28 protein-coding genes are annotated in these 25,605 nt (G+C 43.4%); 17 read left to right on the top strand and 11 right to left on the bottom strand.

Features of this window, described 5'->3' with window-relative positions; genetic code table 11:
* Positions 1 to 26: 26 nt before the first annotated feature.
* Genes PHE37_RS05310 through argB form a run of 5 tightly spaced genes read left to right on the top strand, consistent with a single transcriptional unit; the run spans position 27 to position 4,575 of the window.
* Positions 27 to 842 carry a ferritin-like domain-containing protein gene (locus PHE37_RS05310; RefSeq protein ID WP_300008272.1) on the top strand — a complete coding sequence of 272 codons (816 nt, stop codon included), beginning with the start codon at positions 27 to 29 and terminating at the stop codon, positions 840 to 842.
* Positions 843 to 899: 57 nt separating this feature from the next.
* Complete coding sequence (locus PHE37_RS05315; RefSeq protein WP_299994648.1) at positions 900 to 1,700, top strand: NAD+ synthase; 801 nt, start codon at positions 900 to 902, stop codon at positions 1,698 to 1,700.
* 10 nt (positions 1,701 to 1,710) lie between these two features.
* Positions 1,711 to 2,829, top strand: coding sequence for a DegT/DnrJ/EryC1/StrS family aminotransferase (locus tag PHE37_RS05320; protein WP_299994650.1), 1,119 nt, complete (start codon positions 1,711 to 1,713; stop codon positions 2,827 to 2,829).
* Positions 2,826 to 3,740: a tetraacyldisaccharide 4'-kinase gene (locus PHE37_RS05325; RefSeq protein ID WP_299994652.1), complete on the top strand. Its 915-nt coding sequence runs from the start codon at positions 2,826 to 2,828 to the stop codon at positions 3,738 to 3,740. Before PHE37_RS05320 ends, PHE37_RS05325 begins: the two co-directional genes overlap by 4 nt.
* Positions 3,724 to 4,575, top strand: coding sequence for an acetylglutamate kinase (gene argB, locus PHE37_RS05330; RefSeq protein WP_299994654.1), 852 nt, complete (start codon positions 3,724 to 3,726; stop codon positions 4,573 to 4,575). The genes PHE37_RS05325 and argB overlap by 17 nt, the downstream gene beginning before the upstream one ends.
* A 149-nt stretch (positions 4,576 to 4,724) precedes the next feature.
* Here argB and PHE37_RS05335 read toward each other — a convergent pair whose 3' ends face one another.
* The gene (locus tag PHE37_RS05335) at positions 4,725 to 4,877 is read right to left on the bottom strand and encodes a hypothetical protein (RefSeq protein ID WP_299994656.1); all 153 of its coding nucleotides are present in this window, start codon (positions 4,875 to 4,877) and stop codon (positions 4,725 to 4,727) included.
* 68 nt (positions 4,878 to 4,945) lie between these two features.
* On the opposite strand from PHE37_RS05335, the gene PHE37_RS05340 reads away from it, so the two are divergent.
* Together PHE37_RS05340 and PHE37_RS05345 are read left to right on the top strand one after the other, a co-directional pair.
* Positions 4,946 to 5,278, top strand: coding sequence for an SHOCT domain-containing protein (locus PHE37_RS05340; protein WP_299994658.1), 333 nt, complete (start codon positions 4,946 to 4,948; stop codon positions 5,276 to 5,278).
* Between the two features lie 23 nt (positions 5,279 to 5,301).
* A complete protein-coding gene (locus PHE37_RS05345; RefSeq protein ID WP_299994660.1) occupies positions 5,302 to 5,688 on the top strand; it encodes a hypothetical protein in 387 nt (128 codons plus the stop codon).
* Positions 5,689 to 5,939: 251 nt separating this feature from the next.
* Here PHE37_RS05345 and PHE37_RS05350 read toward each other — a convergent pair whose 3' ends face one another.
* Both PHE37_RS05350 and PHE37_RS05355 read right to left on the bottom strand, forming a co-directional pair.
* Positions 5,940 to 7,265 carry a hypothetical protein gene (locus PHE37_RS05350; protein WP_299994662.1) on the bottom strand — a complete coding sequence of 442 codons (1,326 nt, stop codon included), beginning with the start codon at positions 7,263 to 7,265 and terminating at the stop codon, positions 5,940 to 5,942.
* Positions 7,266 to 7,384: 119 nt separating this feature from the next.
* Complete coding sequence (locus PHE37_RS05355) at positions 7,385 to 8,635, bottom strand: DEAD/DEAH box helicase (RefSeq protein WP_299994664.1); 1,251 nt, start codon at positions 8,633 to 8,635, stop codon at positions 7,385 to 7,387.
* A gap of 137 nt (positions 8,636 to 8,772) precedes the next feature.
* Between PHE37_RS05355 and thrC the strand changes: the two genes are divergently transcribed.
* Positions 8,773 to 10,242, top strand: a complete 1,470-nt coding sequence (thrC, locus tag PHE37_RS05360; protein WP_299994666.1) for a threonine synthase — start codon at positions 8,773 to 8,775, stop codon at positions 10,240 to 10,242.
* Positions 10,243 to 10,255: 13 nt separating this feature from the next.
* On the opposite strand, the gene ppk2 is transcribed toward thrC, so the two are convergent.
* Both ppk2 and PHE37_RS05370 read right to left on the bottom strand, forming a co-directional pair.
* Positions 10,256 to 11,176 (bottom strand): polyphosphate kinase 2, encoded by a 921-nt coding sequence (gene ppk2 / locus PHE37_RS05365; RefSeq protein ID WP_299994667.1) that lies wholly within the window; start codon positions 11,174 to 11,176, stop codon positions 10,256 to 10,258.
* Positions 11,177 to 11,198: 22 nt separating this feature from the next.
* Positions 11,199 to 13,115, bottom strand: coding sequence for a thioredoxin domain-containing protein (locus PHE37_RS05370; protein WP_299994668.1), 1,917 nt, complete (start codon positions 13,113 to 13,115; stop codon positions 11,199 to 11,201).
* A gap of 147 nt (positions 13,116 to 13,262) precedes the next feature.
* Here PHE37_RS05370 and dsbD point away from each other — a divergent pair, with 147 nt between their 5' ends.
* From dsbD to PHE37_RS05385, 3 genes are read left to right on the top strand one after another with little or no spacing between them, the layout of a single operon-like run.
* Positions 13,263 to 15,080, top strand: coding sequence for a protein-disulfide reductase DsbD (gene dsbD / locus PHE37_RS05375; protein WP_299994670.1), 1,818 nt, complete (start codon positions 13,263 to 13,265; stop codon positions 15,078 to 15,080).
* 2 nt (positions 15,081 to 15,082) lie between these two features.
* Positions 15,083 to 15,466: a thioredoxin family protein gene (locus PHE37_RS05380; RefSeq protein ID WP_299994672.1), complete on the top strand. Its 384-nt coding sequence runs from the start codon at positions 15,083 to 15,085 to the stop codon at positions 15,464 to 15,466.
* 55 nt (positions 15,467 to 15,521) lie between these two features.
* Positions 15,522 to 15,905 (top strand): hemerythrin family protein, encoded by a 384-nt coding sequence (locus tag PHE37_RS05385; RefSeq protein ID WP_299994674.1) that lies wholly within the window; start codon positions 15,522 to 15,524, stop codon positions 15,903 to 15,905.
* 4 nt (positions 15,906 to 15,909) lie between these two features.
* Here the strand turns inward: PHE37_RS05385 and PHE37_RS05390 are convergent, their stop codons facing one another.
* Genes PHE37_RS05390 through PHE37_RS05400 form a run of 3 tightly spaced genes read right to left on the bottom strand, consistent with a single transcriptional unit; the run spans position 15,910 to position 17,841 of the window.
* The gene (locus tag PHE37_RS05390) at positions 15,910 to 16,437 is read right to left on the bottom strand and encodes a hypothetical protein (protein ID WP_299994675.1); all 528 of its coding nucleotides are present in this window, start codon (positions 16,435 to 16,437) and stop codon (positions 15,910 to 15,912) included.
* The gene (gene lpxB, locus PHE37_RS05395; RefSeq protein WP_299994676.1) at positions 16,430 to 17,479 is read right to left on the bottom strand and encodes a lipid-A-disaccharide synthase; all 1,050 of its coding nucleotides are present in this window, start codon (positions 17,477 to 17,479) and stop codon (positions 16,430 to 16,432) included. The genes PHE37_RS05390 and lpxB overlap by 8 nt, the downstream gene beginning before the upstream one ends.
* Entirely contained in the window at positions 17,476 to 17,841 is a 366-nt protein-coding gene (locus PHE37_RS05400) for a c-type cytochrome (protein WP_299994677.1), read from the bottom strand. Before PHE37_RS05400 ends, lpxB begins: the two co-directional genes overlap by 4 nt.
* 63 nt (positions 17,842 to 17,904) lie before the next feature.
* Between PHE37_RS05400 and PHE37_RS05405 the strand changes: the two genes are divergently transcribed.
* Complete coding sequence (locus PHE37_RS05405; protein ID WP_299994678.1) at positions 17,905 to 19,122, top strand: amidohydrolase family protein; 1,218 nt, start codon at positions 17,905 to 17,907, stop codon at positions 19,120 to 19,122.
* Between the two features lie 140 nt (positions 19,123 to 19,262).
* Here PHE37_RS05405 and PHE37_RS05410 read toward each other — a convergent pair whose 3' ends face one another.
* A complete protein-coding gene (locus tag PHE37_RS05410) occupies positions 19,263 to 19,562 on the bottom strand; it encodes a chorismate mutase (RefSeq protein WP_299994679.1) in 300 nt (99 codons plus the stop codon).
* Between the two features lie 320 nt (positions 19,563 to 19,882).
* On the opposite strand from PHE37_RS05410, the gene PHE37_RS05415 reads away from it, so the two are divergent.
* The 5 genes from PHE37_RS05415 to PHE37_RS05435 all read left to right on the top strand — a co-directional run bounded on the left by PHE37_RS05415 (position 19,883) and on the right by PHE37_RS05435 (position 23,346).
* The gene (locus PHE37_RS05415) at positions 19,883 to 21,244 is read left to right on the top strand and encodes an FAD/NAD(P)-binding oxidoreductase (RefSeq protein WP_299994681.1); all 1,362 of its coding nucleotides are present in this window, start codon (positions 19,883 to 19,885) and stop codon (positions 21,242 to 21,244) included.
* 114 nt (positions 21,245 to 21,358) lie between these two features.
* A complete protein-coding gene (locus tag PHE37_RS05420) occupies positions 21,359 to 21,829 on the top strand; it encodes a thiosulfate oxidation carrier protein SoxY (protein WP_299994683.1) in 471 nt (156 codons plus the stop codon).
* Complete coding sequence (gene soxZ / locus PHE37_RS05425; RefSeq protein ID WP_299994684.1) at positions 21,798 to 22,175, top strand: thiosulfate oxidation carrier complex protein SoxZ; 378 nt, start codon at positions 21,798 to 21,800, stop codon at positions 22,173 to 22,175. The genes PHE37_RS05420 and soxZ overlap by 32 nt, the downstream gene beginning before the upstream one ends.
* Before the next feature lie 9 nt (positions 22,176 to 22,184).
* A complete protein-coding gene (locus PHE37_RS05430; protein ID WP_300008273.1) occupies positions 22,185 to 22,922 on the top strand; it encodes a Rieske 2Fe-2S domain-containing protein in 738 nt (245 codons plus the stop codon).
* Positions 22,923 to 22,932: 10 nt separating this feature from the next.
* Positions 22,933 to 23,346 carry a hypothetical protein gene (locus tag PHE37_RS05435; protein WP_299994687.1) on the top strand — a complete coding sequence of 138 codons (414 nt, stop codon included), beginning with the start codon at positions 22,933 to 22,935 and terminating at the stop codon, positions 23,344 to 23,346.
* Between the two features lie 7 nt (positions 23,347 to 23,353).
* Here the strand turns inward: PHE37_RS05435 and PHE37_RS05440 are convergent, their stop codons facing one another.
* The gene (locus PHE37_RS05440; RefSeq protein WP_299994690.1) at positions 23,354 to 23,905 is read right to left on the bottom strand and encodes a YceI family protein; all 552 of its coding nucleotides are present in this window, start codon (positions 23,903 to 23,905) and stop codon (positions 23,354 to 23,356) included.
* Positions 23,906 to 24,003: 98 nt separating this feature from the next.
* Positions 24,004 to 25,596, bottom strand: a complete 1,593-nt coding sequence (locus PHE37_RS05445) for a B12-binding domain-containing radical SAM protein (RefSeq protein WP_299994692.1) — start codon at positions 25,594 to 25,596, stop codon at positions 24,004 to 24,006.
* Between the last annotated feature and the right edge of the window lie 9 nt (positions 25,597 to 25,605).

The raw sequence follows: 25,605 nt of genomic DNA on the forward strand, positions 1-25,605 counted from the left end.
AGCAAGATTTTAGCATAATTAATATCATGGAACTTTACACAACACTTGAATCAATTTTGACCACTTCGGCACCGCAGGAAAAAATAGCTGCTTTTAGAGATTTTTATACGGCATATAAAAACGGTGAGATTACTCGTGAAGCAGACACGAAAACGACGGTTTTTACTGCTCCCTCTTACCGTGATTTTTGTACGGTGATAGACCCGAAAGAGGTCCCAAGACGCAATAAACTCGGTTCTCAGCAGGGGCAAACCTTACTGACTCATGCGATCGCCCATATCGAGTACAGTGCGATCGATTTAGCTTTGGATGCGGTATACCGTTTCCGGGATTTGGGTGAGGAATTTGAGCGTGACTGGCTATCGGTAGCCGATGATGAAGTACGCCATTTTGAAATGATCGAGGCTCTGCTGCGGGAACTCGGGAGCTATTACGGGGAGTATCCGGTGCATGATGCACTGTTTGAAGCATCGATGCGGACATTGGATCTGCTTGAGCGAATGGCGGTAGTTCCGCGATATCTTGAGGCAAACGGGCTTGACGCAACCCCTTTGATACTGCAAAAATTGGCCCCTCACAGTTCCGATCTCATGGTTCAAAAGATCATTGGTGCTCTTCATATTATTTTAGATGAAGAGATCGATCATGTCCGAAAGGGGGACAAATGGTTCCTCTATGCGTGTGAACGTGAAGGCAAAGAGAGTACTTCGTATTTTGAGATCATCGAAAAACATTATCCCAACAGCTTTCCGCGAAGAATTGATATTAATTGCGATGCAAGGCGGCAAGCCGGATTTGACAAAGACGAACTGGAAAAAATCGCATTTACAAAGTGTTTATAACTTCGTTACCAAAATTAGTTATAATGCAAATTGTTAATACTAAAATAAGGTTATGCGGTGGGTAAATACGAGCTGATCAGCCGGTATTTGAGCGAATTTTTAAGTCAGGAAGTACTTAAAACCGGTTTGAAAAAAGTGGTTGTAGGTTTGAGTGGAGGGATCGATTCCGCAGTTGTTGCGGTATTGGCACACCGTGCATTCGGTGACGATCTCCTTTGCGTCAAAATGCCGTCACACTATTCATCCCAAAGTTCACTCGACGATGCAGACGAGTTGTGCACACGTTTTTCTCTCCGCTCAGAAACCCGTAGTATTGAGCCAATGCTGCGTGCGTATGAAACTCCCGATATGTCACCGCTTCGGGTAGGTAATCTTTCGGCTCGATTGCGTATGGTGACACTTTTTGATATTTCCGCACGCGAAGGTGCTTTAGTGCTTGGAACCAGCAATAAAAGCGAACTGATGCTCGGATACGGGACATTGTACGGTGATTTGGCCAGTGCAATCAATCCTATCGGAGATTTGTATAAGACCGAGATATTTGAGCTGGCACGTTATTTAGGAGTTCCAGGCACTATCATCGATAAACCCCCTTCCGCAGATTTATGGGCGGGGCAAAGCGATGAAGAAGAGATCGGTTATCCGTATGCCGATTTGGACCGTGTGCTAAAACGTTACGTTGAAGAACGTCATACACGTGATGAATTGATTACGGATGGAGAAAATTCTCAATTAGTCGATATGATCATAACAAGAATTTACAAGAATCAGTTCAAACGTAAAATGCCTGTGATAGCAAAATTGACGTCGCGAACCGTCAATCATGATTTTAATTACCCAAGAGATATAACCTTATAAAGGAAAAAAAATGAGTATTCCGTTTTATCGTGTAGAAGTAGGTGGCGATGAGAGAGAAAAAATCGATGAAGTGTTTGACGGCGAAGCTCCGAATATCATTGCTGATCTAGAATCGGCATTTGAATCTTACATCGGTGCTTCTTATGCGTTGGCAACATCAGACGGTACTGCCGCTTTGCATTTGGCAATGTTGGCGATTGATCTTAAGCGCGGGGACAAAGTGTTGTGCTCGATCAACGCGTACCCGTCTGTTCCTGAAGTGGTTCGCCATTTCGATGCGGAACCGATCTTTATTGATATTAATCCGGATACTTTTACCATTGACTTGGACAAGCTCGAAGCCTATTTGAGTGAAAACAAATCCAAAAAACTCAAAGCGGTAATCGTATCGCATGTCGCCGGACAATGTGTTGATTTGGACCATTTATACACTATCGCAAAACAATATGACGTTAAAATCATTGAGGATGCTTCGGATGCATTGGGGGCGACGTATAACGGTCAAAAGATCGGTGCTACGGGTGCGGATATTACCTGTTTTGATTTCAGTCCCCATTTGCGTCGTAATGTGTGTAACGGCGGAATGCTTGTGTGTGACGACGAAGAGATTATGGAACGTGCGAAATTGTTGCGTAACCATGCAATGGTGATCGACGATGAATCGTTGGGTTACATTTATGATGTTACCGATATCGGAAGCCAATATATGATGAGCCCTTTGGATGCGGCGACCATACTGGTTCAGCTTGAGAAACAAGATGACAATATCGAACGTCAACGTGAAATCGCCGAAATGTTCAATGAGCGTCTCAGCGAAGCGCCGCACATTAAACTTCCGGTAGCGAATGAAGAACACGCTTATTCTCTTTATATCATTAAAGTAGATAAAAACCGCGACTCTTTTGCACGCGAATTAGTAGCACGAGGGATTGAATGCGGTCTGCATTACATTCCATTGCATTTGTTGAGTTATTATAAGGCTAAGTATTCACTGCGCGTCAATGATTTTCCGATTGCGCTTCGTAATTTTCAACAAGTTCTCTCTATCCCTAATTATGCCGCACTCAGCGATGATGAGGTAGAAGAGATTTGTGACGCAATCTTGGATGTAGCTGCAACACGCGTTTGAAACGTTTTTGGGTCCAATGGGGTGAACGGTATTTTTATCACCCCTCGCTGATCCAAAAAATCCTCTCTTATCTGCTTTTACCGTTAAGCTGGCTTTATTGTTTCATCGCTTATGTACGCTATCGTCGCAGCCGTCCGAAAGCGATGGGGATTCCGGTTGTGAGTGTCGGAAATCTTACCGTAGGCGGAAGCGGTAAAACTCCTGTCGTCAGCGAATTGGCAAAACAGTATGAAAAACCGGCGATTGTTTTACGCGGATACGGGCGCAAAAGTCGCGGGATGGTCGTGGTCAAAGACAAGTCGACTATTCTGTGCGATGTGATTAAAAGCGGGGATGAAGCGATGCTTTATGCCAAAAACCTTCCTAATGCCACGGTTATCGTCAGTGAAATCAGAGAACGTGGAATCGCCGAAGCCAAGGCTATGGGATGCGAAGTCGTATTTCTCGATGACGGATACGGCAAACATTCCATCGAGAAACTTGATTTGGTGATAGACGTAGCAACTCCGAACCGGTTTTGTCTCCCCTCCGGCGCCTATCGGGAACGGTTGTGGGGAGATAAGTGTGTCGTGATGCTGTATGAGGGGAAATCGTTCACGCGATCCGTCAGTGTCACTCATCCAACCGATAAGATGGTATTGGTGACGGCGATCGCGCGACCGGAGCGTCTGGATAACTATTTACCCGAAGTGAGCGAAAAAATCTATTTTGAAGATCACCATATGTTTACGCAAGGGGAACTTGAAGCGATTATAGAGCGAACCGGAGCAACGAGTCTCTTGGTAACTCAGAAAGACTTTGTTAAAATGTCGTCCTTTAATCTCGCCCTCTCGTGTTTGGAACTCAGCATAGAGTTGGATGAAACGTTGATAAACACAGTCAAGGAATATACCGATGCAAAAAAAGATTGATACTGTAAAAACCCTGATGGACGCAATGCCGTTCATCAAAGAGTTTCGCGATGAAATCGTTGTGATCAAATATGGCGGTTCAGCTCAAAGTTCGGATGAACTCAAAGCTAAATTTGCACAAGACATCGTATTGCTTCATCTTGTTGGGGTCAAAGTGGTTATCGTCCACGGCGGAGGGAACCGTATCAGTCAGTTGCTCGGGGATTTAAAAATACCGACCGAATTTATTGACGGTGAACGTGTCAGTACACCGGAAGTGATGCGGATTGTTGAAATGGTACTCAGCGGAGAGATTAACAAAGAGATCACATCGTTGTTAAACTCATATGGGGCAAAAGCGATCGGAATTAGCGGGAAAGATGCCCATTTCCTGATGGCAAAACCGAAAGATGAAGCGAAATTCGGTCTTACCGGTCGTGTCGAAAATGTTAAATCCGATGTGATTCATAATTTGCTTCGCGAAGGTTTTATTCCGGTCATCGCCCCTATCGGTGCCGATCCTATCGTCGGGCATCCGGGATACAATATCAATGCTGATCTTGCGGCTTCGGCAGTCGCGGCGGCTATCGGTGCATGCAAAGTAATCTTTATGACTGACACTCCGGGTGTGTTAAACAAAGACAAAGAGCTTCTCTCAACACTGAGTGAAGAGCAGGTAGAAGCGTTAAAAGCCGATGGAACGATTGTCGGCGGAATGGTTCCGAAAGTGGATTCATGTCTTGAAGCCGTGGATGCGGGGGTTCATAAAGCCCACATTATCGACGGGCGTATCGAACATGCAATCTTGCTTGAACTCTTTACCTCTGAGGGTGTAGGGACACAAATTACTCTCTAATCTCTAAGAGATCGAATGGATCATTTTCACGTGGTTAGGAAGAGTTAGATCAGGATTGACAAGCAGTGCTGTACTCCAGATTCCAGCATCGATATGCAGCTCGCACGATGCGCTAAAAGCTCCAAACTGATAGTGATACACCGCTCTTATTACGCCGTAGCGAGTGTTTTGGAACTGGTTGTATCACCGTTACCGGTGTAGGCTGAGAGTATTCTCTGCATCAAAATAGATTGCAGTTGTGAAGAGCCGGACGTTGTTACCGGAATAAGACTGTAAGGGGGTTGCCCAAACAGATCCGCCATTAATGGATTAAATGTGAAGTAAACAAATTCATGAGTATACTTTGGTAAAAAAGTGAAAGGAGTGTGATATGGAAATGTTAATCGGAATGGAATTGTTTTTAATTTTTATTGTCGTCGGTTTTTTTATTATTTGGGTATGGGCATTGATGGACATTATTACCTCAAAGTTCCAAGAGGATTTAATGCAGGTTGTTTGGCTTCTGGTCGTTTTTTTCCTCCCTTTTATCGGTGTTTTACTCTATCTATTAATTGGTCGGGCAATGAAATTAATACCGAAAGTGAAAGAAGAAGATCCGACCAATAAATATGATTTACTGGCAAAAATAAAAACGTTGTTGGATGACGGTATTATTTCTGAAGCGGAATTTGAAGCTGAAAAGCAAAAAATATTAAACAGTTAGATCACGATTAAAAGGGTGTCGTTATGAGCTATATGAGCACTTTTAAAGTATCTTTTCGTCCGGTCATAGTACCTCTCATAACCATAGTCACGGCATCTTTTATGCTGATCGGATGCGCGTCGAAATGGGAACATCCGATTAAAAATGAAAAAGATTTTGCAGAGGACAAATATAAATGTGAGAAAGAATCGGCGACCCTCTATCCGCCCTTGATTTTGTATTCTCCGTTTCAAGCCGGTTATACGGCTAGTCCGGCACGATATTATCCCTACGGTTTCGGTTATTTTTCCAGAGGGTATTATTATCCTTCTTTGTATATGATGCCGGAAGACTATAATGAAGCAAACCGAAAAAAAGCATTTCAATCGTGTTTAAATGCGCTTGGTTGGGAGTGGGAATTTAGGTGGTAGGCGGAGCTGTTAAAGTTTATTGAACAGATAAAACTTACAGGTACGTACACAGTCTACAAATGTGGTTGTAAACAATGCCACCGTAAGCAGATATTTTATAAATATTGTTTGCACTCGTATTTCCAAAATATTTGATGAAGATATATTAATCAATAATTGTGAATGTTTGATGAATGAAGTTTCTAATTATCATTTTGTTCATCTTTAAATCCATAGGCGGTTCAGTCCCTTTTGAGGGACTGAGATTATGGTTAAAACATAAACCAAGCGAGAAAGTAAAGATTGTTATTGTCGGATGCATTCCGGCCTGCACCGTCGTAATTTTTGCTCGCACCGTCAAATTTGTCATACTTGGTGTATTGCAAAGCTAATTTGATATTCTGTAACGGAAGATAGTCAACTTCGGCAATTTCTCCTCTGCTGTTTGGAGAAGCATTAAAGGTTCCGTATTTAGTGGCATCAGCCGTACCGGATGTTGCAAAAGTGCCTAAAGAGACACCATATTTTTGATCATAGTAATAACTTACTTTAGCTTTTGTTGTTGAGAGGGAATTGTTCAGATTATCAGCTCCTCCGTTTGCGGCACTGTAGTCAAGTGTCTGTTTTTCCCAAATCTTTGTAGCTGTAGCTGTTATGCTGTTGCTACCGTTTGTATATTGATATTCTGCATCCACAGCACGGTCATTATAGGTATCGAGTGAGCCGTCTGTATTAGAAACGACAGCCGGATTAATAACCGTTCTCAAGGTATAACCGCCAAGCATGATATAGCTGTTATCATAAGAGTGCTGCAATGCTATCCGGATGTAAGGTGTAGTTCCCTGAACAAGAGAAGCATCCCCTTTCAAGTCTTGATTTTTCCAACCAAAAATCCCCATGATACCGCCGGGTTTTGCACTGCGGTATACGGCCATTTCAGCGTAAAGTAAATCATTCCACAATGCGTATGCGCCGACGCCACCAACTGCTTGACCTAAACCGCCGTCTGCCATTACACCGGCACTGGGAGTGTTGGCAATAGCAGATGAAGCATATGGGAACCCCCACGCAGGCACGCTGTTCCATAGATCGGATACGGTTGGATTATTATTGACGGTGACTCCATACACCAACTCTTTATCTGCCAAGGTTGTCGCATCGGCATATCGGATATCCATATTATCCATACCGATGTGATGAGCGATATCGGTTTTTCCTAAAAGCTCTGTTCCGTCATACGTTAATTGAATAAATGCACCGGATTTATCGGTTATTTTTCCACCATAAAATAGGCTGACTTGGGGGATAACTATTTTGCCGTCTTTCGGCATATCGGTTCTATCCGATGATTTGGTTACATCTGCCATAACCATTGCGGATAATGGAAGAAACATTTTACCTTTTTCACTGTTGTTCATCGTATAGCCGCGTAATTTGAATTCCCGGCCTGCTTGGGTTAATTCCGGGAAAACAGTATGACAGACGGTACAATCAAAACCTGTCTGACGGGCAAAACTCGGGATAGCATACGCTTGTTCTACTCCTAAACAAAGGAACAATATTCCTCCGAGTAGATATTTTATCTGATTTTTCTTCATGTATATTCCTCTATTGCGAGTGTTCGCGTATTAGATTACTATAAAAAAAAATTATAGAAAATCGGTTTCAGTATACGCTTAAGAGTGTGAAGTTAGTGTGAGTTTATTAAAAGTATTAATTATGAATCGGTTTTTTTACCACTTTTTTCCGCTTGTTCCCGTAATTTGTCTTTTTTACTTTTCCCTTTTCCTTTGACCGGTTCCGGTCCGCGCACTTTAGGCGGAGGTGTCCCCTGCAATTCAAAGCCTTCTATTTGTTCCCGATCGAGTTTGATGTTGCTCCGTTTTTCGATCAGTTTAAAATGATCCATATCTTCATAGGAGATGAAGGAAACGGCTATCCCTGATTTACCGGCTCTGGCAGTGCGTCCGATACGGTGGATATAATCTGCTGGAGAGCGGGGGAGGTCGAAGTTGACGACACAGGTGATATCATCGATATCCAGTCCGCGAGCTGCAATGTCGGTGGCAAAGAGAATGCGGATTTTTTTGGCTTTGAACTGATTGAGCGTGTAGGTACGATCCTCCTGGATGAGGTCGCCGTGAAACGAATCGGCCAGAAAACCGTATTTTTTGAATTTCATAGCAATATTATCGGCGGCACGTTTGTTCGCCATAAAGACAAGTACCTGCTCCCACTTTTCCGTCTTGAGCAGATGTCGGAGCAGAGGACCGCGATTTTCATGATTGACTTCGATAACTCTTTGGGTAATACTCAGTACCGTCGGTTCTTCGTAATCGAGTGTAACCTCTACCGGGTTTTGGGTGATGTTGGAGGCTATGGCAACCATTTTCGGTGGATAGGTAGCTGAAAAAAGGAGATTTTGACGCTGTGCAGGTATCTCTTTTAAGATTAGTTCCAACTCTTCGGCAAATCCGAGGTCCAGCATTTTATCTGCTTCATCGAGGACAAAAAAATCAAGATGGGAAAGATTCATCTGCTTTTTTTTCACGACATCGAGCAATCGCCCTGAGGTTGCGACAAGGATATCACACCCTTGTTGGATGGCGTAGAGCTGATCTCCGATGCTCTCTCCTCCGATGACGCTCACTACTTTCGGTTTTTTCGGCAAAAATGCTCCGAACGTTTCAAAGGCTTCGGCAACCTGAAGGGTCAGTTCACGTGTCGGGGTGAGGATTAGTGCTTTGATTTTCGCTTTTCCCTCTCCGACGCGCGCAGACCAGAGTTCCAAAATCGGCAAGATAAAGCTCGCACTTTTCCCGCTTCCCGTCTGTGCGCGTGCCATGATATCATGTCCCGATTTTACGAGAGGAATCACCTTTTCCTGAATAGGAGTAGGGTGTACAAAGCCGCTTTCTTTCAGTGCACGTTGTATGGGGGATGAGAGTCCGAGTGTGGAAAATGGCATTTGTAGCTTCCTCGCGTTTATTGAACGTATTTTAGGGGATTTGGACTTTAGAGGAGGTTTGAGCTAACTTTTTCTTTTCTAAGCCTTTCCTGATGGCCTCTTTGTTATAATCACGAAAATTTTATAAAGCGGATCTAATGAAATTTATTGAAACACGCGGAAATGACGGAATCCATCCACAAGAGGTCACCTTTTCAGAGGCGATTTTAAGTCCCATAGCATCGTTTGGCGGGTTGTATGTTCCGAGCGAATTGCCTAATTTGGGCGAAGCGTTCCTTTCTAAACATTTGAATTCAAGCTATAAAGCACTTGCGAAAGATTTATTGACAACACTTGCAATTGATATTGATGGATCGGTTATTGATGAAGCGTTATCACTGTATGACAAGTTTGATGATCCCTCCAATCCGGTACCGGTTGTAAAAGTTCGTGATGATTTGTATGTCAGCGAACTCTATCACGGGCCGACCAGAGCGTTTAAAGATATGGCCCTTCAACCTTTCGGTGTCGTCCTTTCATCGATCGCTCAAAAACGTGGTGAAGAATATCTGATTTTGGCAGCAACCAGCGGTGATACCGGTCCTGCGGCACTGGAGACGTTTAAAAATCGTCCGAATGTCCGTGTTGCTTGTCTCTATCCTGACGGTGGGACGTCCGATGTACAGCGCCTGCAAATGGTGACGGAAGATGCGAGCAATCTGAAAGTCATCGGGATTAAAGGGGATTTTGACGATGCACAAAGTGCACTGAAGCGTTTGCTCGGTTCGCAAACCTTTAAAACTGCGTTAAAAGCTAAAAATATCTCCCTTTCTGCGGCCAATTCAGTCAATTTCGGACGGATTATTTTCCAAATTATTTATCATATCCACAGCTATTTGGAATTGGTACGTCAGAATGTAATTGCTATGGGTGACAAAGTCTATCTTAACGTCCCGAGCGGAAATTTCGGGAATGCTCTTGGGGGATATTACGCCTTTAAGATGGGACTTCCGGTTGAGAAGATCATTATTGCTTCGAATGAGAACAATGTCCTTACACGGTTGATCAATACGGGTCGATATGATCTGCGCGGAGAGCATGTTATCGCGACGACTTCTCCTGCAATGGATATTTTGATCTCCAGCAATGTCGAGCGCATCCTCTTTGATCTGTTCGGTCACGAGCGAACAAAAGAGTTAATGTCCGCGTTAGAAGCAGAACGTTTTTATGCTCTTAGTGATGATGAAACGATGAAACTCCAAACTGTCTTTGCCGCTGATTATTGTAACGGTGCGGAAGGAAAAGGGTACATAAAAGAGGCGTTTGATCACGGCTATTTGATGGATCCGCATACGGCAACCTGTTTCAAAGCATACGATTGCTGTGCAACCAAACCGATCAAAACAATTATTTATTCGACAGCTGAGTGGACTAAGTTCTCTCCGACGATTGCCAATGCATTGACCGGAGAGAAGGATACGAACGATATAGATGCTCTTCACTCGATTGCCGCTACGGCAAAAGTGACGATTCCGGATATGATCAAAGGTTTGTTTAAAAAACCGATTGCACAGCCGATCGTCATCGAAAAAGAGGATATTGAAAAAGAGATTTTAACATTCCTCTAACCCCATGTCGGGGTTAGCCCTTCTTGATTCCCATTTCCAAAAGCTTGATCTCTTCTTCTCCCCAAATCAGAATCTTCTTCGATGTTTTTAAATCCAACGAACTTTTAGTAGGGTATTTGACACTGGATAAAATGTATTTGATACAGTTCAGGCGGGCCTTTTTCTTGTTGTCGGAGCGGATAATGATCCATGGTGCATTTCCGGTGTGGGAAGCGCGGAGCATGGAGTGCTTGGCTTCAGTGTATTTATCCCACATCTCCTGAGATTTTGCATCAACAGGAGAGAGTTTGAATTGTTTCAGAGGATCGGTTTTTCGTTCTTTAAATCGTCGGGCCTGCTCTGATTTGGAGACGGAAAAGTAAAATTTAAAGAGGATGATCCCGGAGTTGACGAGCATGTGTTCAAATTCGGCGACATGGTTCAAAAACTCTTGATGTTCATCTTCGGTACAAAATCCCATAACCGGCTCGACACCGCCCCGGTTGTACCAACTGCGGTCGAAAAAGACCATTTCACCTCCGCTTGGAAGGTGTTCGATATAGCGTTGGAAATACCATTGGGTTTTTTCGACATCGGAAGGTTTTTCGAGAGCTACGATACGTGCACCGCGCGGGTTCAAATGTTCGGTAATCCGTTTGATCGTTCCCCCTTTGCCGGCAGCATCACGCCCTTCGAAGATCATCAAAATTTTCAATCCCTTGTCTTTAACATGGTTTTGGAGTTTCAGAAGTTCAATTTGGAGTTTTTTGAGCTCTTCTTCGTATTCCAATACCGATTTTTTGACCCAAACAGGAAAACGTTCTTCTTGTGCACCTCTTTTGCGTTTTTCATCTATAGGGGGTGCGGAATCTTTTCGGCGGTCTTCGTGTACTACTTCTTCGATTTTTTCTGCTTCGGCGATTTCTGATGTAGCCATAGAGTGTTTACTGCCCATATTTACTCCTTATAATGCTCCATTATAGCGTTGAAGCGATTAATTCGTCAAGTTTGGAGCCGTCTTTCGTAGCGGTGAAACAGGCGTTCTCACCGCAAACCGTCAGTTCATTTAGCGTCTCATCATTTTTGAGAAGAACGAAAGGATAGAGAAAGGTTCCACAGAGTTGCAAGAGGTCCTTGGATGATCCTTTTATAAGCCGCTGTTCTTTGAGATAACGGATCGTCTGCTCGGTAAGAGTCGGATAATAGATCGGGGTCTTCATGAGTTTGATCGAAACAAATTCGAGGCTTTTGTAAGCAAAATGGCGATATTTCGGATCGACCAGAATCCCGAGACTGAGCAAGACATCGATCATAACCGCCATGGCACTCGGGTAGGTACCGTCATCCAATTCGGCGATTGTGGTAAATGCACCGCGGCTGAAATACCATTTTCCTTCTTCATAATAGAGTTCCAATGCTTTATTGGCGAAGCGTTGTGCCTGAATGAGATAGGTTTCTTCCAAGGTCGATTGATACGCTTCGATCAATGCAGTGCAAAGATAGGCATAGTCCTCTAAAAAAGCGTCTATTTTCGGTGTTTTGTGGATGAGGGCAGAGTGCTTTAACTGTTCCTCGATTACCATCGTTTCGGTGAGTCTGCTCAAACACGCAATTGCCTGTGTCCGATAGGATGGGGTATGACGTCCCAAAATCAACAATGCTTTGATCATCATGGCATTCCACGCGGTAATCACTTTTCGGTCTATAAACGGATAGGTACGTGATTGACGCAGATGACGCAACTCTAAACACAGAGCTTCAAACCATTCGGGGCGTTCATGGGATGTGAATCGTATGATGCAATGCCCCTCAAAATTTCCTTCCGCAGATGCACCGATCATTCTAGCGGCTTTGTGCGGATCGGCAATAGCGCATTTTTCGAGTGCTGCAATGATTTCTGTGTAAGAATAGACGAAATATTTGCCCTCTTCACCGTCGCTGTCAGCATCACTCGCACTGTAAAACAGATTATCCTCCATCATGAAACGGAGCATAAAATCGGCACTTTCACGAGCGATGCGCAGATAGCTGTCATTGCTATAAAGAATCCCTGCTTCTGCATACAAACCGCACAGCAGGGCGTTGTCATAGGTCATTTTTTCAAAGTGCGGCACCAACCATACATCGTCGGTACTGTAGCGGCAAAACCCACCGTCGATATGGTCATACATTCCCCCTAAAACCATTGAATCAAGAGTATGCGTCAGTGTTGTTTTTATCTCATCATTAGAAGCAATCCGGTCAATATCCATCAAGGTACGCAAGGTTGAAACATGAGGAAATTTCGGTGATTTTGAAAAGCCGCCGTTATCAGTGTCATAGTTATGCTGTGCCTGAAGCGTAAATTGGAGGATAATCTTTTCATTTAAAGCCGTTGCCTGAACCGGCTCTTTTTTAGGCTGGAGAAAGGTTGTGATTTCATCTGCGTTTTGGAACAGTTTTTCGTCATTCGCCGCCACTTTTTCGGCAATTATGGCGGTGAGTTCACTGAACCCCATCATCCGTTCGCGATTGTATGGCGGAATATAGGTAGCGGCATAAAAAGGTTTGTTCTGCGGGGTGCAGAAAATCGACAGAGGCCATCCGCCGCTTCGGCGGTTGAGGAGGGTATGGAGTTCTTGGTAATGTTTGTCGATATCGGGACGCTCTTCGCGATCGACTTTGATACAGATGAAGTGCTGATTGACAAACTTGGCGATTTCACTGTTTTCAAACACCTCATGTTCCATCACATGACACCAATGGCAGCTGCTGTAACCGATAGAGATAAAGATTGCTTTATGCTCAGTACGGGCTTTTTCAAACGCTTCGTCGCACCACGGATACCAATTGAGCGGATTATCTTTGTGCTGTTGTAAATAAGGGGAATCCTCAAGGGCTAGGCGGTTAGACATGATTTATTCCTTTGACGTTCGTAACAATGGCTGTAGTGTAGCATCTGAGGCTATGAGTAAGCTGAAAAATATTAACAATGTTTCTCTATGAGGTAGGTAACAGTTAAATGCGGTAAAATTGAGCAGAAATTACGATAAGGTTTTTATATGCGTTGGCTATTGTTTTTACTTATTTCTTTCAATGTTTTCGGAGTCGGTTTTTTACAGCCGGATGAGGCGTTTAAACCGTCAGCTAAAATGGTTGATGGCAAAACGATCGGCGTGGAGCTGATTATGGGGGATCAGATCCATATTTATTCCGATAAATTAAAAGTAGAAGATGCTGATAAAAATGACGGGATCGATTTTAAAGCAATCACGATGGCTAAACCGATCCAGCTCGATGGTGAGAGCGTTTATGAATCCTCACCGGCAATACGCATTGCTCTGGAAAAAACAAAAGAGTTGAGCGGTGAAAAAAAGGTGAAGGTAAAGATTTCGTATCAGGGGTGTTCTTCCGCAGGATTGTGCTATGAACCGATCGAAAAAACCTTGGACGTAACGCTGAATGCCGATACGGTTCCGATGAAAGAATCATTGGCGGCACCTGTCAAAAAAGCCTCTGTAACAGAGGCTAAAGCGGTTGAAGCGGCTCCGATACCGCAGGCTCAAGCCAAATCAGTGGCAAAAGAGTCTGAAACGGATCAGATTGCAGGAGTGATCAAAGGGGGAAGCCTTTGGTTTATTATCTTGAGTTTCTTCGGTTTCGGGCTTTTATTGGCATTGACGCCGTGCGTATTCCCGATGATTCCGATTATTTCATCGGTGATTATGGCACAAGGTGCCGGACTTGGGACAAAACGGGCATTTTGGCTCTCAGTCGTCTATGTTCTTTCGATGGCAGTCGCTTATACGATTGCCGGTATTTTGGCAGGACTTTTCGGAGCGAATCTGCAAGCGGCGTTTCAAACGCCATGGATCATTACACTGTTCTCTCTGATTTTCGTTGTTTTGGCGATGTCGATGTTCGATTTGTTCGAACTGCAAATTCCCAATGTAATCCAGTCTAAAATCACCAAGATCAGCGGTTCACAAAGCGGTGTCGTGGGAATCGCGATTATGGGATTCTTGTCCGCATTGATCGTTGGACCGTGTGTTGCCGCACCGCTGGCGGGAGCATTGATCTATATCGGTCAGACGGGTGATGCACTGCTGGGTGGAATAGCTCTTTTCTCTCTCAGTATCGGTATGGGGGTTCCTTTGATCGCAATCGGCACCAGTGCCGGCAAATTTATGCCGAAACCCGGTGTATGGATGGATAATATCAAATCGATTTTTGGGGTAATGTTGATCGGAATTTCGATCTGGATGATCAGCCGTATCCTGGATGAAAATATTTCAATGATGTTGTGGGGAGCCTTGGCTGTATTCGTTGCCGTCAATATGGGTGCGTTAGAACAGATCAGAGGGCGTTGTATCCGATGTCAGCGAGCCAATAAAAAAGCGCTTGGGATTATTATCTTCCTTTACGGTATGTCATTGCTTTTGGGCGGTATGGCAGGTGCGACCAATCCTCTCCATCCGCTCAATCCTTTTCTCCCCAACCAAGTATCGGCCAGTGTGAATCAGCCGCAGCATAAAAGTTTTGAAAAAATAACCTCTCTCCAAGAGTTGGATGCTATTTTGGCGCAAAATAAAGGGAAAAAAGTAATGGTCGATTTTTATGCCGACTGGTGTACGGCGTGCAAAGAGTATGAATCCAAAACCTTTAGCGACGAAAGCGTTAAAACAGCAATGGATCAATACGTTCTCGTACAGGTCAATCTGACAGCTAATGATGATAAGGCAAAAGAGATCAGCAGCAAATTCGGTATTTTCGGTCCTCCGGCGATTTTGTTTTTTGATGAAAACGGAGTGCATCAGAAAGATGCCGATATCGTCGGGTTCAAAGAGCCTCAAGAATTTATCAAACACCTAGGACAGTAATTATGGGAAAAATTATATTAGCACTTTCATTATTGGCGAGTTGCGCACTTGCCGAGCTCAAATGGGCACCGTCATACGATGCCGCATTGGCACAGGCGAAAAAAGAGAAAAAAAATGTGATGGTCATGCTCTCCAAAGAGGGGTGTCCTGCGTGTGACTACATGACGGATGTAGTTTTTGAAGAGAAAATGGTGATGTCCGAAGTAGCAAAATCGTATGTTCCGGTGCATATTGATATTCACAACGATTTTATTCCGGAAGGATTGGGATATATCGGAACCCCGACATTTCATTTTCTCGATGCAAACGGCAAAAAAATCGGTCGCTATGACGGTGCCGCGAATGTCCCGAATTTCATGGGTATTTTGGGAAAATATAAAAAGTAAACATAACAGCACTGTGTAGAACGATAATTGAATACCTTTAATAAAAAGGTTCTCAATGTCCCCTTTACCGGATGCTTTAAAAGTCGGTGTAGACTCTATCGATAAAAGACACGAAGAGTTCTATGATTTGTATGAAATCCTCAAGAATGCTCCCGACAGTGAGCTTTTAGCCGCTTTTGATGCGGTTATACTCCATACTCAGAACCATTTCGCCGAAGAAGAGGCGGATATGGAACGGATCGTTTATCCGAACAAAGCCGAACATAAACAAGAACACCAAAAAGCGCTAGATGAGATGAAGTATTTTAGAGAGAAAGCATCAAGCGCCAAGCTGATGTTTGCCAAAGCATATGTGAAAGATCGGTTGGGGGATTGGTTTCGTAATCACTTGCTCAATATGGACAGCGATTTGGCTCGGGTGATTGCCCTAAGCCGCTAACGCATTATTTGTTTTCGACCAATTTATCCAAAATATAGAGCTGCATATTTTTATGCGGTATCTCTTTGTCCAGCGCTTCCGAATAAATCTTCGCCACCTCTTTGGAATGAAGATCATAATCAAAATGGGGAAAATGGTTTTCCCATGCGTTTTTGATAATCTTCAGCGCAACTGTATCGATCAAGTACTCTTTATACAGGGCATACGTCGCAAAGAACATCCCGGTAAATAAGATCGCCATAATAATCAGCAAATGGCAGTCGATTTTTGCTAAAAAGGGGTGAAATGCGATCGCAAAAGGTAAAATGATCAGATTCCAAATTCCGATAAAGACCAGAAAACTTCTTCCGGTACTGAGTCGAAATCCGGGTATTTTCCCTTCCAGTTTCAATCCGTCCTGATACATTTTATTGGTTTTGAGCAAATCCCTAAAGAGCATCGGACCGTCGCTGAGGGTAAAAACATACGGGATGATCTTCTCATCGGTAAAGTTATTTATTTTGGTTTTGATCCACGAAAAAATTCTAAACATTGTGTTCCTTAATAATCTGACTTACGCGTGCCGCACTGCCGTGTTCCAGCAGACCCCGAAGATGTCCGGCATCGTTGAAAAACGCTTCTTTATCCATTTTCCTATAGGCATTATACAGATTTTGTGCCGTGACTTCGTTTTGGATGAATTCAGGATGAAGCGGACGTTGGTATTCGTAAGAAAATAAGATATTTCCCAATCCGAGATAGTCAAGTTTAACCAGTCTCGATGCAATCGCATAATCGAGTTTTTTTGCTATATAGGTGAGGATAAACGGCGTGCCGATTAGAGCCGCCTCCAGTGTTGCGGTACCGCTGCAGATAAAGGCAAAATCGGATTCCGCCAAACTCTGGTGCGCTTCATGGGTTATCTCAAACGTCGAAACATCACCGTAAAGCTCTGCAATTTGTTCCGTTGTAAAATGGGGAGGTATGACGAGCAATGCTCGAGAATCTAACATCGGGCGCAATTGCTGAAAAATAGGCATCAGGCGTTTAATCTCTCCCGGTCGGCTTCCCGGCATAAAAGTGATTTTCCCTGTAGGATCAAGACTCTCTTTTCGGATGGTGATCTCATCGAGAAGCGGATGACCGACATACTCTATGGGAGCTGTCGGGGAGTAATACATAGGTTCGAATGGGAGGATGGAGCATAGACGGGTAATCGTTTTTTCGAGTACGGGGATCCGTTTTTTCTTCCAAGCCCATGCTTGAGGGAGAATGTAGTAGATGATCTCTTTTTCCGGATAGCGTTTGCGTATCGCTTTCGCCAGGGGGAGGTTGAACCCCGATGAATCGATGAGAAGCACCTTGTCAACTTCTTCAGCCAATTCCACCATTTGATCTTTTAATCGGAAGAAAAAGGGGAGCTTTTTGATTGCATCTACAAATCCCATTACCGAGGTTGCGCGCAGATCGACGATACTCTCACCGAGAGATGCGTCAAAAATCCCTGATAAGATAACATCATCGCCCAACTCTTTGACGAGATAGTTTAAATGGACATTGGCAGAGTGTTCCAGTGCACTCACAAGTAGTTTCATGAACTGCCATCTCCTGTATTAGAATCATCGGGCTCATAATGCTTTTTACTTTTTTGTTCGTAATATTCACTTAGAAAAGTTGTAATGGCATCAATTTGGGAGTCGGTAAGTTTCATTGCAAAAGGGATCATTAGCTGTGCCAGTTGTGTATCGCCTTGTTTGGATCTTAGCCGTTTTAGTTTAGAGGTCAATAATGCTTTACGACGATAAGCAAGGGCGGGGTAGATGTTGGTTCCTTCAGCGGAAATACCGTGACAGCCGTTGCACCCTTTTGAAAAATAGAGCTTCTTGCCTTGCTCATACGCTGATGGAGCAGCCATGAGTGCAATCATAGGAAATATCAACAGTATGATTTTGCGCACTCTAACCCTTTTTAAACGTTACATAGATTAAAATGACGTAATTATAGCGAACGGGAGTTAATTATGGTCATTTCTGACGTCATTATCTGTGATGCACGAGGGCAACGCAAAGGCGATGTGAGAATCGAAGAGGGGGTTATTACCCAGATCGGTGAAAATCTCAGCGGTGATGAAATACTAAAAGCCGAGGGGTGTTATTTGATCCCCGGCCTTGTGGATACCGATGTGCGGCTAAAAGATTCTCAGTTAAGCCGTACGAATCTTGAAAAGCTCTCGACCAGGGCTCTAAGCGGAGGAGTGACAACTGCCGTATTATCCAGTGATACCCACCCGCGAATCGACAATGAAATTACTCTCGAATTTGTGCAACAACATCGTTATTTGCCCAACGGTGCAACGATTGAAAGTACCGTCAGTGCATTGAATGAATCGGGGGCGTTGAGTAATATCGCCATCATGCTCAAAAAAGGCTCGGTTGCTGTGCACACTGCAACGCTTGCCGATTACAATCTTATCAGCCGGATCGCCCAATATTTGAAAATGGCGAATAAAGCACTTTTTTATAAAGCGGAAGAGAAGAGTTTGACTGAAAGCGGAGTCATGTCGGATGGGGCAGTTGCCTCACAGCTCGGATTGCCGGGGATATCACCGCTCTCCGAAGTGGTGCATGTCGCTTCGATGATTGAAATAGCACGTCACTTCGGAATTAAAATTGTATTTAAAAGTATCACAGAACCCCGATCGATTGAGTTGATTACGGCTGCAAGAAAAGCGGGAGTGACTGTGGAATGCGAAGTAGCGATTCACCATCTCTTTAAAAACGATTCAGCATGTTTAGGGTTTGACACCGATGCCAAGATCAATCCGCCGTTGGTGAATGAAGCTAAACGTTTAGAGCTAATTGACGCGTTGAGACGTGGAGATATACATTCGCTCACATCACTTCATCAGCCGAATTCCGATATACATAAAGATATTACGTTTTACGATGCGCATGTGGGGACAACTTCTATTGCCGAGTATCTACCGTTGCTTTATACGTATTTGATTCAAAAAAATGTGATAGACATGTCAAAATTGGTAGAGGTTGCATCTAATGCACCTGCAGAACAAATCGGGATACATGCAGGGGAAATCAAGGTAGGTTCATCGATTGATATGATTTTGTTTGATCCATCTCAAACGACGCAGGTCACTCACCATCACAGCCTCTATAAAAATGAAATACTACAAGGTAAAGTGATAATGGCACTTTGCCGGGGTGAAGTAACCCGATTTTAGCAGTGGAAGGGAGAATGATTTATTCTCCTCGCTCTCCAAAAAAACTTACCAATATATAAAGAACTGCAAAAATAAGTGGTACAAAATACAAGAGAATATAAGGATTTTCCAAATCTAAAAAATTCATTTTGACCCCCTTTTTAAAGTGATTTAGCGTTCCTGAATTCAGAAATTTCCGCTTCGACCATAGCATCAATCATAATAGAATAGAGTTTCGTTAAAAGATTGGGAGAGACTCCAAATTCCATAGCACGTGATCTGACCCGATCCATAACTGCTTCCATCCGTTCATTTGCTTTTATTTCATCTATAGAATGTTTGAAGTTTGCGGCTTGTTTAACGTATGCGTTACGAGCGGCAATCAGTTCGACGATTCGGTCATCCAGGTCATCAATATGATGACGTACCTCTTCCAAGCTTTGGCAATCGTTAATTTCCATACTCACACCTTCTTGATATTAAATGATTTCCTTAATCATAGCATTTTGTACTTTAATGTGACCACGAATTATGCATCACATTAATATCACACAAAATCATAAATTAAACATATCAATATGTAAATTTTTTTTGTTACTAATGTGATAAACAACTCTTTTTTCGCTATTTTCAGGCTATTTTAGTGATAAGTATGTGAGATTTAATCCGGCTTAATAATTCACATAAGATAAGTATTATTAATATTTAAAAATCATTAAGGTTAGCGTAGATACACTGCTGGCCGATACAAAAATCTTATACTTAAACGAAGGAGTTTACGATGGCGCTATCAAGAAGAGACGCAATGAAATTTACCGGATTGGCGGCAGTTACTGTTGCTGCATCAAGCGGTTATGCAAAAGGAAATGAGGGGGGAGCTAAAGCTGCATCACAAAGCATTTTGCTTTCACCCGCTCCGATTCCTGCAGCTAAAGGACCACGTGTAGTAATCGTCGGTGCAGGGCCGTCAGGTTTGACGATCGCTAAATATGTTAAAAAGGCCAATCCGAAAGTTGATGTTGTTTTGATGGATAAACGATCCGTCTTTATGTCGGGGTTTATCAGTAACTTGGTAGCGACCGGAGTGTTGCCTTTGGATTTTATTACCCACGATTTTTTAGAAGGTGCCCGTAACGGTAACTATACATTTTTACAAGCGACAGCACACGAAATTGATCGTACGTCTAAGACGGTTTATACCAATGAAGGTATCGTAAAATATGACGTATTGGTATTGGCTCCGGGGATCGATTACGATTACTCAAAATGGACCAAAGGTGATATCGAGCTTGAAACAGCACTAAGAACAAAATTCCCGGGTGCATTCATCGCCGGTAGTGAAACGTTGACCCTTAAATCTAAAATCGAAAACATGGAAGGCGGCGTGTTCGTTCAAACTGTTCCCGGAGGAAACTACCGTTGTTTGCCTGGGCCGTATGAGCGCAGCTGTTTGATCGCGGATTACATGAAACGCAATAAGATCAAAGGTAAAGTGGTCATCTTGGATGAAAATCCAAACATTACGATCAAAGCCGACGGTTTCCACTCCGCGTTTGAAAAATTATATAAAGATTACATCACCTATATGCCGAGTACAACCATTACCAGTATCGATCCGAATAAACAAAAAATCGTTACTGAACTCGGTGAAGAGATCGATTTCACAGACGCAGCCCTTTACAGCCGTGTCCGTGGTAATAAATTGCTCGAAATTGCCGGTGTGGCGAAAGACAGTGTATTTAACAAAGGTGAAGCGAACATCGATCCGTTTACCTACCAAGTTATCGGGGATAAAAACGTATTCTGTACAGGTGACGTTCGTCCGATGGGCTTCTCTAAATCGGGAAATACAGCGAATACCGAAGGTAAAATTGTTGCTAACAACATTGTTAAATACCTTGCAGGAACAGAACTTAGCCAAAAAACATGGACTTCTCCTCTTACCGTTTGTTATTCTGCCGTTGCGGGTGATCCGATGCGCGCTATTTCAGTTCACGCTGAATATGCCTATGATGAAACCAAAAAATCATTCGGCTTTGCCAATGCCGGTACTATGGAAAAATGGGACGGTGCTGACGGTCTTGCCGGAGGTAAAGGACTTGTTGAATGGGGTAAAGGTCTTTATCGCGACTTTTTCAACTAATTCTTTTTCTTGTACGGGAATCCCCGTACAAGGTAAATTCAAGCAATTATAAAATTGTTTAAATTTGTCTTGCAGTTATAATACAAGATGATTTTTTTTGAAAGAGAGGAAAATATGGAAAGACGCAGTTTCATAAAAGGGACATTTGCCCTTGCAACCATCGGATTGCTCAATCCGGTTCTTTTCCGCCATGGATTGAGTGCGGCGGAAGAGGCGGTAGAGATGCCGTTTGCTGAGTTGCTGAATGATTATTTGTCGGGGAAAAAGGCGGAAGACGGAAGTTCTATCATGACACTTAATATCCCTGAAGCACCTGAAAACGGTGCGGTTGTCCCAGTAGAGGTGACTATTAATCATCCGATGAGCGCCGATAACTATATTAGCAATATTACGGTTCTAACGACAAAAAACAAAGCTAACAAAGCAATCTCTTTTGATTTGACTCCCGCAAGCGGTATCGCATACTTGTACGTCAACGTCAAAATGGGTCAAACCCAAGATGTCGTAATTTTGGCAAAGACCAATAAAGGGAAAATTTTTAAAGCATCACAAAATGTCAGAGTCGCTCTCGGCGGATGCGGTTGAGGAGGAGATAGAAATGGAATTAAGAGGCGTAGTAAAAATTTTAGACCAAAGTTATAAAGTAGGTGATGTGGTGAAAGCCAAAATCATCATTATTCATAAAATGGATACGGGATTTACCAAAGATAAAGAATCCGGTAAAACATTTCCCCGTTTTTATATGAAAGAAATTACCGCTACGTATAACGGAACAACAGTGGCTCATTTTGATTTGGATGTAGCAACAAGTCAAAATCCCGTGATTCAGTTTCCGTTAAAAGTGACCGGTCCGGGGACATTGGTAGTTGATTTTGTTAATTCAGAAGATGACAAAGCGCAAAAAACGGTAGCCATAACCCCAGCAGGCTAAAGAGAGGGAATGATTAGAATGGAACGTAGAGGATTTTTGAAAGTTATGGCGGCGGGTGCTGCGATTGTAGCAGTAAACCCTTCACTCATTCGCGGGACACTGTACGCGGATGACGGACGACTTTATATGGCGTATGAAAAAGTACAGCTTGTAGATAGTGCAGGTAATCCTATTAAGGCTTCTTCCCTTGAAAAAGAGGTAACCTATATTTTTAACTACCCGTATGCATCTACTCCATGTATGATTATCAATCTTCCTGAACCGACTCAGCAAGAGGTAACTCTAAAATCGGAAGCGGGTGAAGAGTATGTTTGGAAAAGCGGTGTAGGCAAAGATCGTACGATTGTCGCCTACAGTGCAATTTGTGCCCATCAATTGACCCATCCGACACCGAATGACAGTTTTATCAAATATGTTCCGAAAGCGACACCGACGATGGCATACAGTAAAAGCGGTATTATCGTATGTTCATCGCATCTCTCGGCATATGATGCTTCCGCCGGTGCAAAAGTGTTAGGCGGCGCAGCGTCACAGCCGCTTGCCGCAATTGTACTTACCGTAGCGGATGATGATACCATCTGGGCAGTCGGTGTTTTGGGATCGGATAAGTTTCAGGATTATTTCAGAGCGTTTAAACCGGAGTTAAAAGATTTTTACAATGGAATCGCACAAGGGAAACAGCTGGTATCGATTTCAGCCAAAACGGTTAAATTGACTGAGTATTCTAAAGAAATCATTCAGTACTAAAGGGATGTCTATGAAAAAATTAGTAACGGTTTTAGCACTTGCTTCGCTTTTAGTAGGCTCTGCAAATGCGGCAGAGAAAAAAGACCCTCGTTTAGAATTGATGAAAGACATGCGAACCATGCTTGATGCAATGGAGCAGATTCAGCGTGGCGGTTTATACAGTTCTACGGATGAAATGAAATTGGGAGTAAAAAAACTCCAAGGGACATTAAAATCATTAGAGGGCGATGAGGTTAAAGTGATTTTGCCGAAAGATCAGGTCTATGCCTATAAATTTGCCCAAAAAACGGCGAGTATGCTTCGATTGTATTCAGATGATATGGTCACCTCAATCGAAGCAGGACGTATGGACGATGCACTCGAAGACTATACGCAGTTGCTAAAACAGTGTACATCGTGCCATATCCGTATCCGTAACTGGTAAAGAGATCTCAGTAGCAGTTATTGGCTACCGGGATCTCAAATCCGATTTCTACATCCTGCCATGTTTTTCCGGCATGTAGGTCAAAACACGTTTTATTGATTGATTGCAATGACTTTAACATAGCAAAATCGCTAAGGTCAATCACCCCTTTCCCCGCAATTTTTCCATCATGAATCGTGTAACTCATCGGTATCTGTTTGGTGACCCCGTTCATTGTGATCTCTACTTGAGCTTTCAAATCTTTGACAGACAGGATTTTAGCAGTGATTGAGTCGACGTTTTGAGTTTTGAAAAAAGAGGCGACAAGAGTGGCATCGCGGCCGGCATTTCCGGAATTTACGGTTGCCGTATTGATCGTGATATTGCTTCCGACTAAGAACTCTTCTGACGTTTTGGCTGATCTTGGTGAAAATACGACATGATCGAATGTACCTCCAACCCCGATTTTTTCATAGGTTTTGAACGCTTTCCATGTTACTTTTGCATTTTCTGAGTAGTAGGTACATTCGGCGAATGCACTGCTGGCAATCAAAAGCCCTGCCAAGAGTAGTTTTTTCATAGATATATCCTTTAATCAGTTTTGTAAGGATAGTTATAGCCCAATCTTTTTACTAAACGATTAACGAGAACAAATTAGCTCAATGGTTTAAGAGAAAACTATGACCGTTTAGATTGGCGTTTTGGTGTTATTGCTTTATGTTCTTTTTCTTTTCTCTCTTGAGTCGATTGGCGCAGGAAAAACGGGATTGTTTTTTCGGGCCGTTCAGCCAAATCTTGGATTAATGCCGCTTCCACAATCTCTTTTTCGTGATGTTCGCATAGATAGGAATGGAGCAAGGCTATTTGACGTTCCAGCGATATTTTCCATGTTGATAGGGTTTGGGTATAGATCCATTCGCTGAAAGCGTAGAATCCTTCAAATACTTTTCCCTCATTCCAAAGCAGCGGAACGGTTTTATTAAAACTCCCGCTATTGTAAAAAATATCCCAAAACCGGGCAAATCGTTTCATCTTTTGGATCTGTACGAAACTGAGCAGGTTGTTTTGGAGAATATCATAGGGCGGCGTATCGCTGTAGATCATTCCGTGTTCTCGATCATGTCGTGATAGAGTGGTACCGGAAAGGTTTTTGAGGATGCCGATCTGGATTTCGCTGTGGGTGATGGAGACGAGTGTGTCGAGATTACGTCCAAATCCCTCGATACTCTCCCCCGGTAATCCGACGATGAGATCGAGATGCATGTGGGCAGCTGTTTCGTTTTCCAAAAAGCGGAGATTATCATAGATCTTTTCGAGTTTGAGAGGGCGGTTTATCCCTTTTGCAATCACCGGATCGAGGGTTTGGATACCGATTTCGAGTTGGAGCGATCCGGCAGGGAATTGGGCGATTTTTTCTTTGAGTACTTCGGGAAAATGATCGGGTATGACCTCAAAATGGGCAAAATAGGGGGGCTCCTTGGAGAGGAAAAAATCCAGTATTCGATTGGCAAACGTCATATTGAGATTAAAGGTACGGTCAATAAATTTAAAACTCCGTGCTCCCCGCTGCCAAAGAATTTCAAACTCTTCAAGCAGTTGATCGAGTGGAAAATTACGCACTTTTTCATCGATAGAGGAGAGGCAGAATTCGCATTCGAACGGACAGCCGCGTGAGGCTTCAACGTAGATATACCGATGTGCTACGTCTTCCTCATCGTAGGCAGAGTAGGGGAGCTGAATCGATTTAAGATCGGGGAGCGGGGCTTTAATGAAATGTGGCGATTTAGATTGAGTTTGTGATATTTCAAGCGTGGCTTGCTGCGCGTGGGCACTCTGCCGAAGAGAACTTAGCGTTAGCGTAGACGAATGGGGCTTTGCTCCATCGGCGTTTAAGAGAGCTTTGCAAAGCTCATAAAATATAACTTCCCCTTCACCGCTGATGATGTAGTCGGCTTTTGATAAATCGACACGATGGGGAAGATACCCCGCTTCCGGTCCGCCCAGGACAATGATCGTTTCAGGCGAGACTTTTTTAATAGTTTGAATCAGTTCCGCACTTTGTGCGGCATTCCAGATATAGACGCCGATTCCGATGATGCGGGGGGAGTGGAGCAAGAGCCCTTCTGTGATGCTTTGTATTTGCTCGTTCATCGTAAATTCGACGATCTTTGCCAACGGTTGCAGTTCGTGCAGATTGGCATAGAGATAGCGCAGACCGAGTGCGGTATGGGCGTAACGGGCATTGAGGGTAGTAAGCACGATAGGGGTCATAAAAATTCC

The organism is Sulfuricurvum sp., assembly GCF_028681615.1.
In the GTDB taxonomy this organism is placed as follows: Bacteria; Campylobacterota; Campylobacteria; order Campylobacterales; family Sulfurimonadaceae; genus Sulfuricurvum.

Coding starts and splice junctions, on each gene's coding strand:
- PHE37_RS05310 (WP_300008272.1), top strand. CDS start 27: ATGGAACTTTACACAACACTTGAATCAATTTTGACCACTTCGGCACCG.
- soxZ (WP_299994684.1), top strand. CDS start 21,798: ATGTCAGAGTCGCTCTCGGCGGATGCGGTTGAGGAGGAGATAGAAATG.
- PHE37_RS05440 (WP_299994690.1), bottom strand. CDS start 23,905: ATGAAAAAACTACTCTTGGCAGGGCTTTTGATTGCCAGCAGTGCATTC.
- PHE37_RS05430 (WP_300008273.1), top strand. CDS start 22,185: ATGATTAGAATGGAACGTAGAGGATTTTTGAAAGTTATGGCGGCGGGT.
- PHE37_RS05385 (WP_299994674.1), top strand. CDS start 15,522: ATGTCCCCTTTACCGGATGCTTTAAAAGTCGGTGTAGACTCTATCGAT.
- PHE37_RS05405 (WP_299994678.1), top strand. CDS start 17,905: ATGGTCATTTCTGACGTCATTATCTGTGATGCACGAGGGCAACGCAAA.
- dsbD (WP_299994670.1), top strand. CDS start 13,263: ATGCGTTGGCTATTGTTTTTACTTATTTCTTTCAATGTTTTCGGAGTC.
- PHE37_RS05445 (WP_299994692.1), bottom strand. CDS start 25,596: ATGACCCCTATCGTGCTTACTACCCTCAATGCCCGTTACGCCCATACC.
- PHE37_RS05355 (WP_299994664.1), bottom strand. CDS start 8,635: ATGCCATTTTCCACACTCGGACTCTCATCCCCCATACAACGTGCACTG.
- ppk2 (WP_299994667.1), bottom strand. CDS start 11,176: ATGGGCAGTAAACACTCTATGGCTACATCAGAAATCGCCGAAGCAGAA.
- PHE37_RS05350 (WP_299994662.1), bottom strand. CDS start 7,265: ATGAAGAAAAATCAGATAAAATATCTACTCGGAGGAATATTGTTCCTT.
- PHE37_RS05420 (WP_299994683.1), top strand. CDS start 21,359: ATGGAAAGACGCAGTTTCATAAAAGGGACATTTGCCCTTGCAACCATC.
- PHE37_RS05415 (WP_299994681.1), top strand. CDS start 19,883: ATGGCGCTATCAAGAAGAGACGCAATGAAATTTACCGGATTGGCGGCA.
- PHE37_RS05345 (WP_299994660.1), top strand. CDS start 5,302: ATGAGCTATATGAGCACTTTTAAAGTATCTTTTCGTCCGGTCATAGTA.
- argB (WP_299994654.1), top strand. CDS start 3,724: ATGCAAAAAAAGATTGATACTGTAAAAACCCTGATGGACGCAATGCCG.
- PHE37_RS05335 (WP_299994656.1), bottom strand. CDS start 4,877: ATGGCGGATCTGTTTGGGCAACCCCCTTACAGTCTTATTCCGGTAACA.
- PHE37_RS05380 (WP_299994672.1), top strand. CDS start 15,083: ATGGGAAAAATTATATTAGCACTTTCATTATTGGCGAGTTGCGCACTT.
- lpxB (WP_299994676.1), bottom strand. CDS start 17,479: ATGAAACTACTTGTGAGTGCACTGGAACACTCTGCCAATGTCCATTTA.
- PHE37_RS05370 (WP_299994668.1), bottom strand. CDS start 13,115: ATGTCTAACCGCCTAGCCCTTGAGGATTCCCCTTATTTACAACAGCAC.
- PHE37_RS05410 (WP_299994679.1), bottom strand. CDS start 19,562: ATGGAAATTAACGATTGCCAAAGCTTGGAAGAGGTACGTCATCATATT.
- PHE37_RS05320 (WP_299994650.1), top strand. CDS start 1,711: ATGAGTATTCCGTTTTATCGTGTAGAAGTAGGTGGCGATGAGAGAGAA.
- thrC (WP_299994666.1), top strand. CDS start 8,773: ATGAAATTTATTGAAACACGCGGAAATGACGGAATCCATCCACAAGAG.
- PHE37_RS05435 (WP_299994687.1), top strand. CDS start 22,933: ATGAAAAAATTAGTAACGGTTTTAGCACTTGCTTCGCTTTTAGTAGGC.
- PHE37_RS05390 (WP_299994675.1), bottom strand. CDS start 16,437: ATGTTTAGAATTTTTTCGTGGATCAAAACCAAAATAAATAACTTTACC.
- PHE37_RS05340 (WP_299994658.1), top strand. CDS start 4,946: ATGGAAATGTTAATCGGAATGGAATTGTTTTTAATTTTTATTGTCGTC.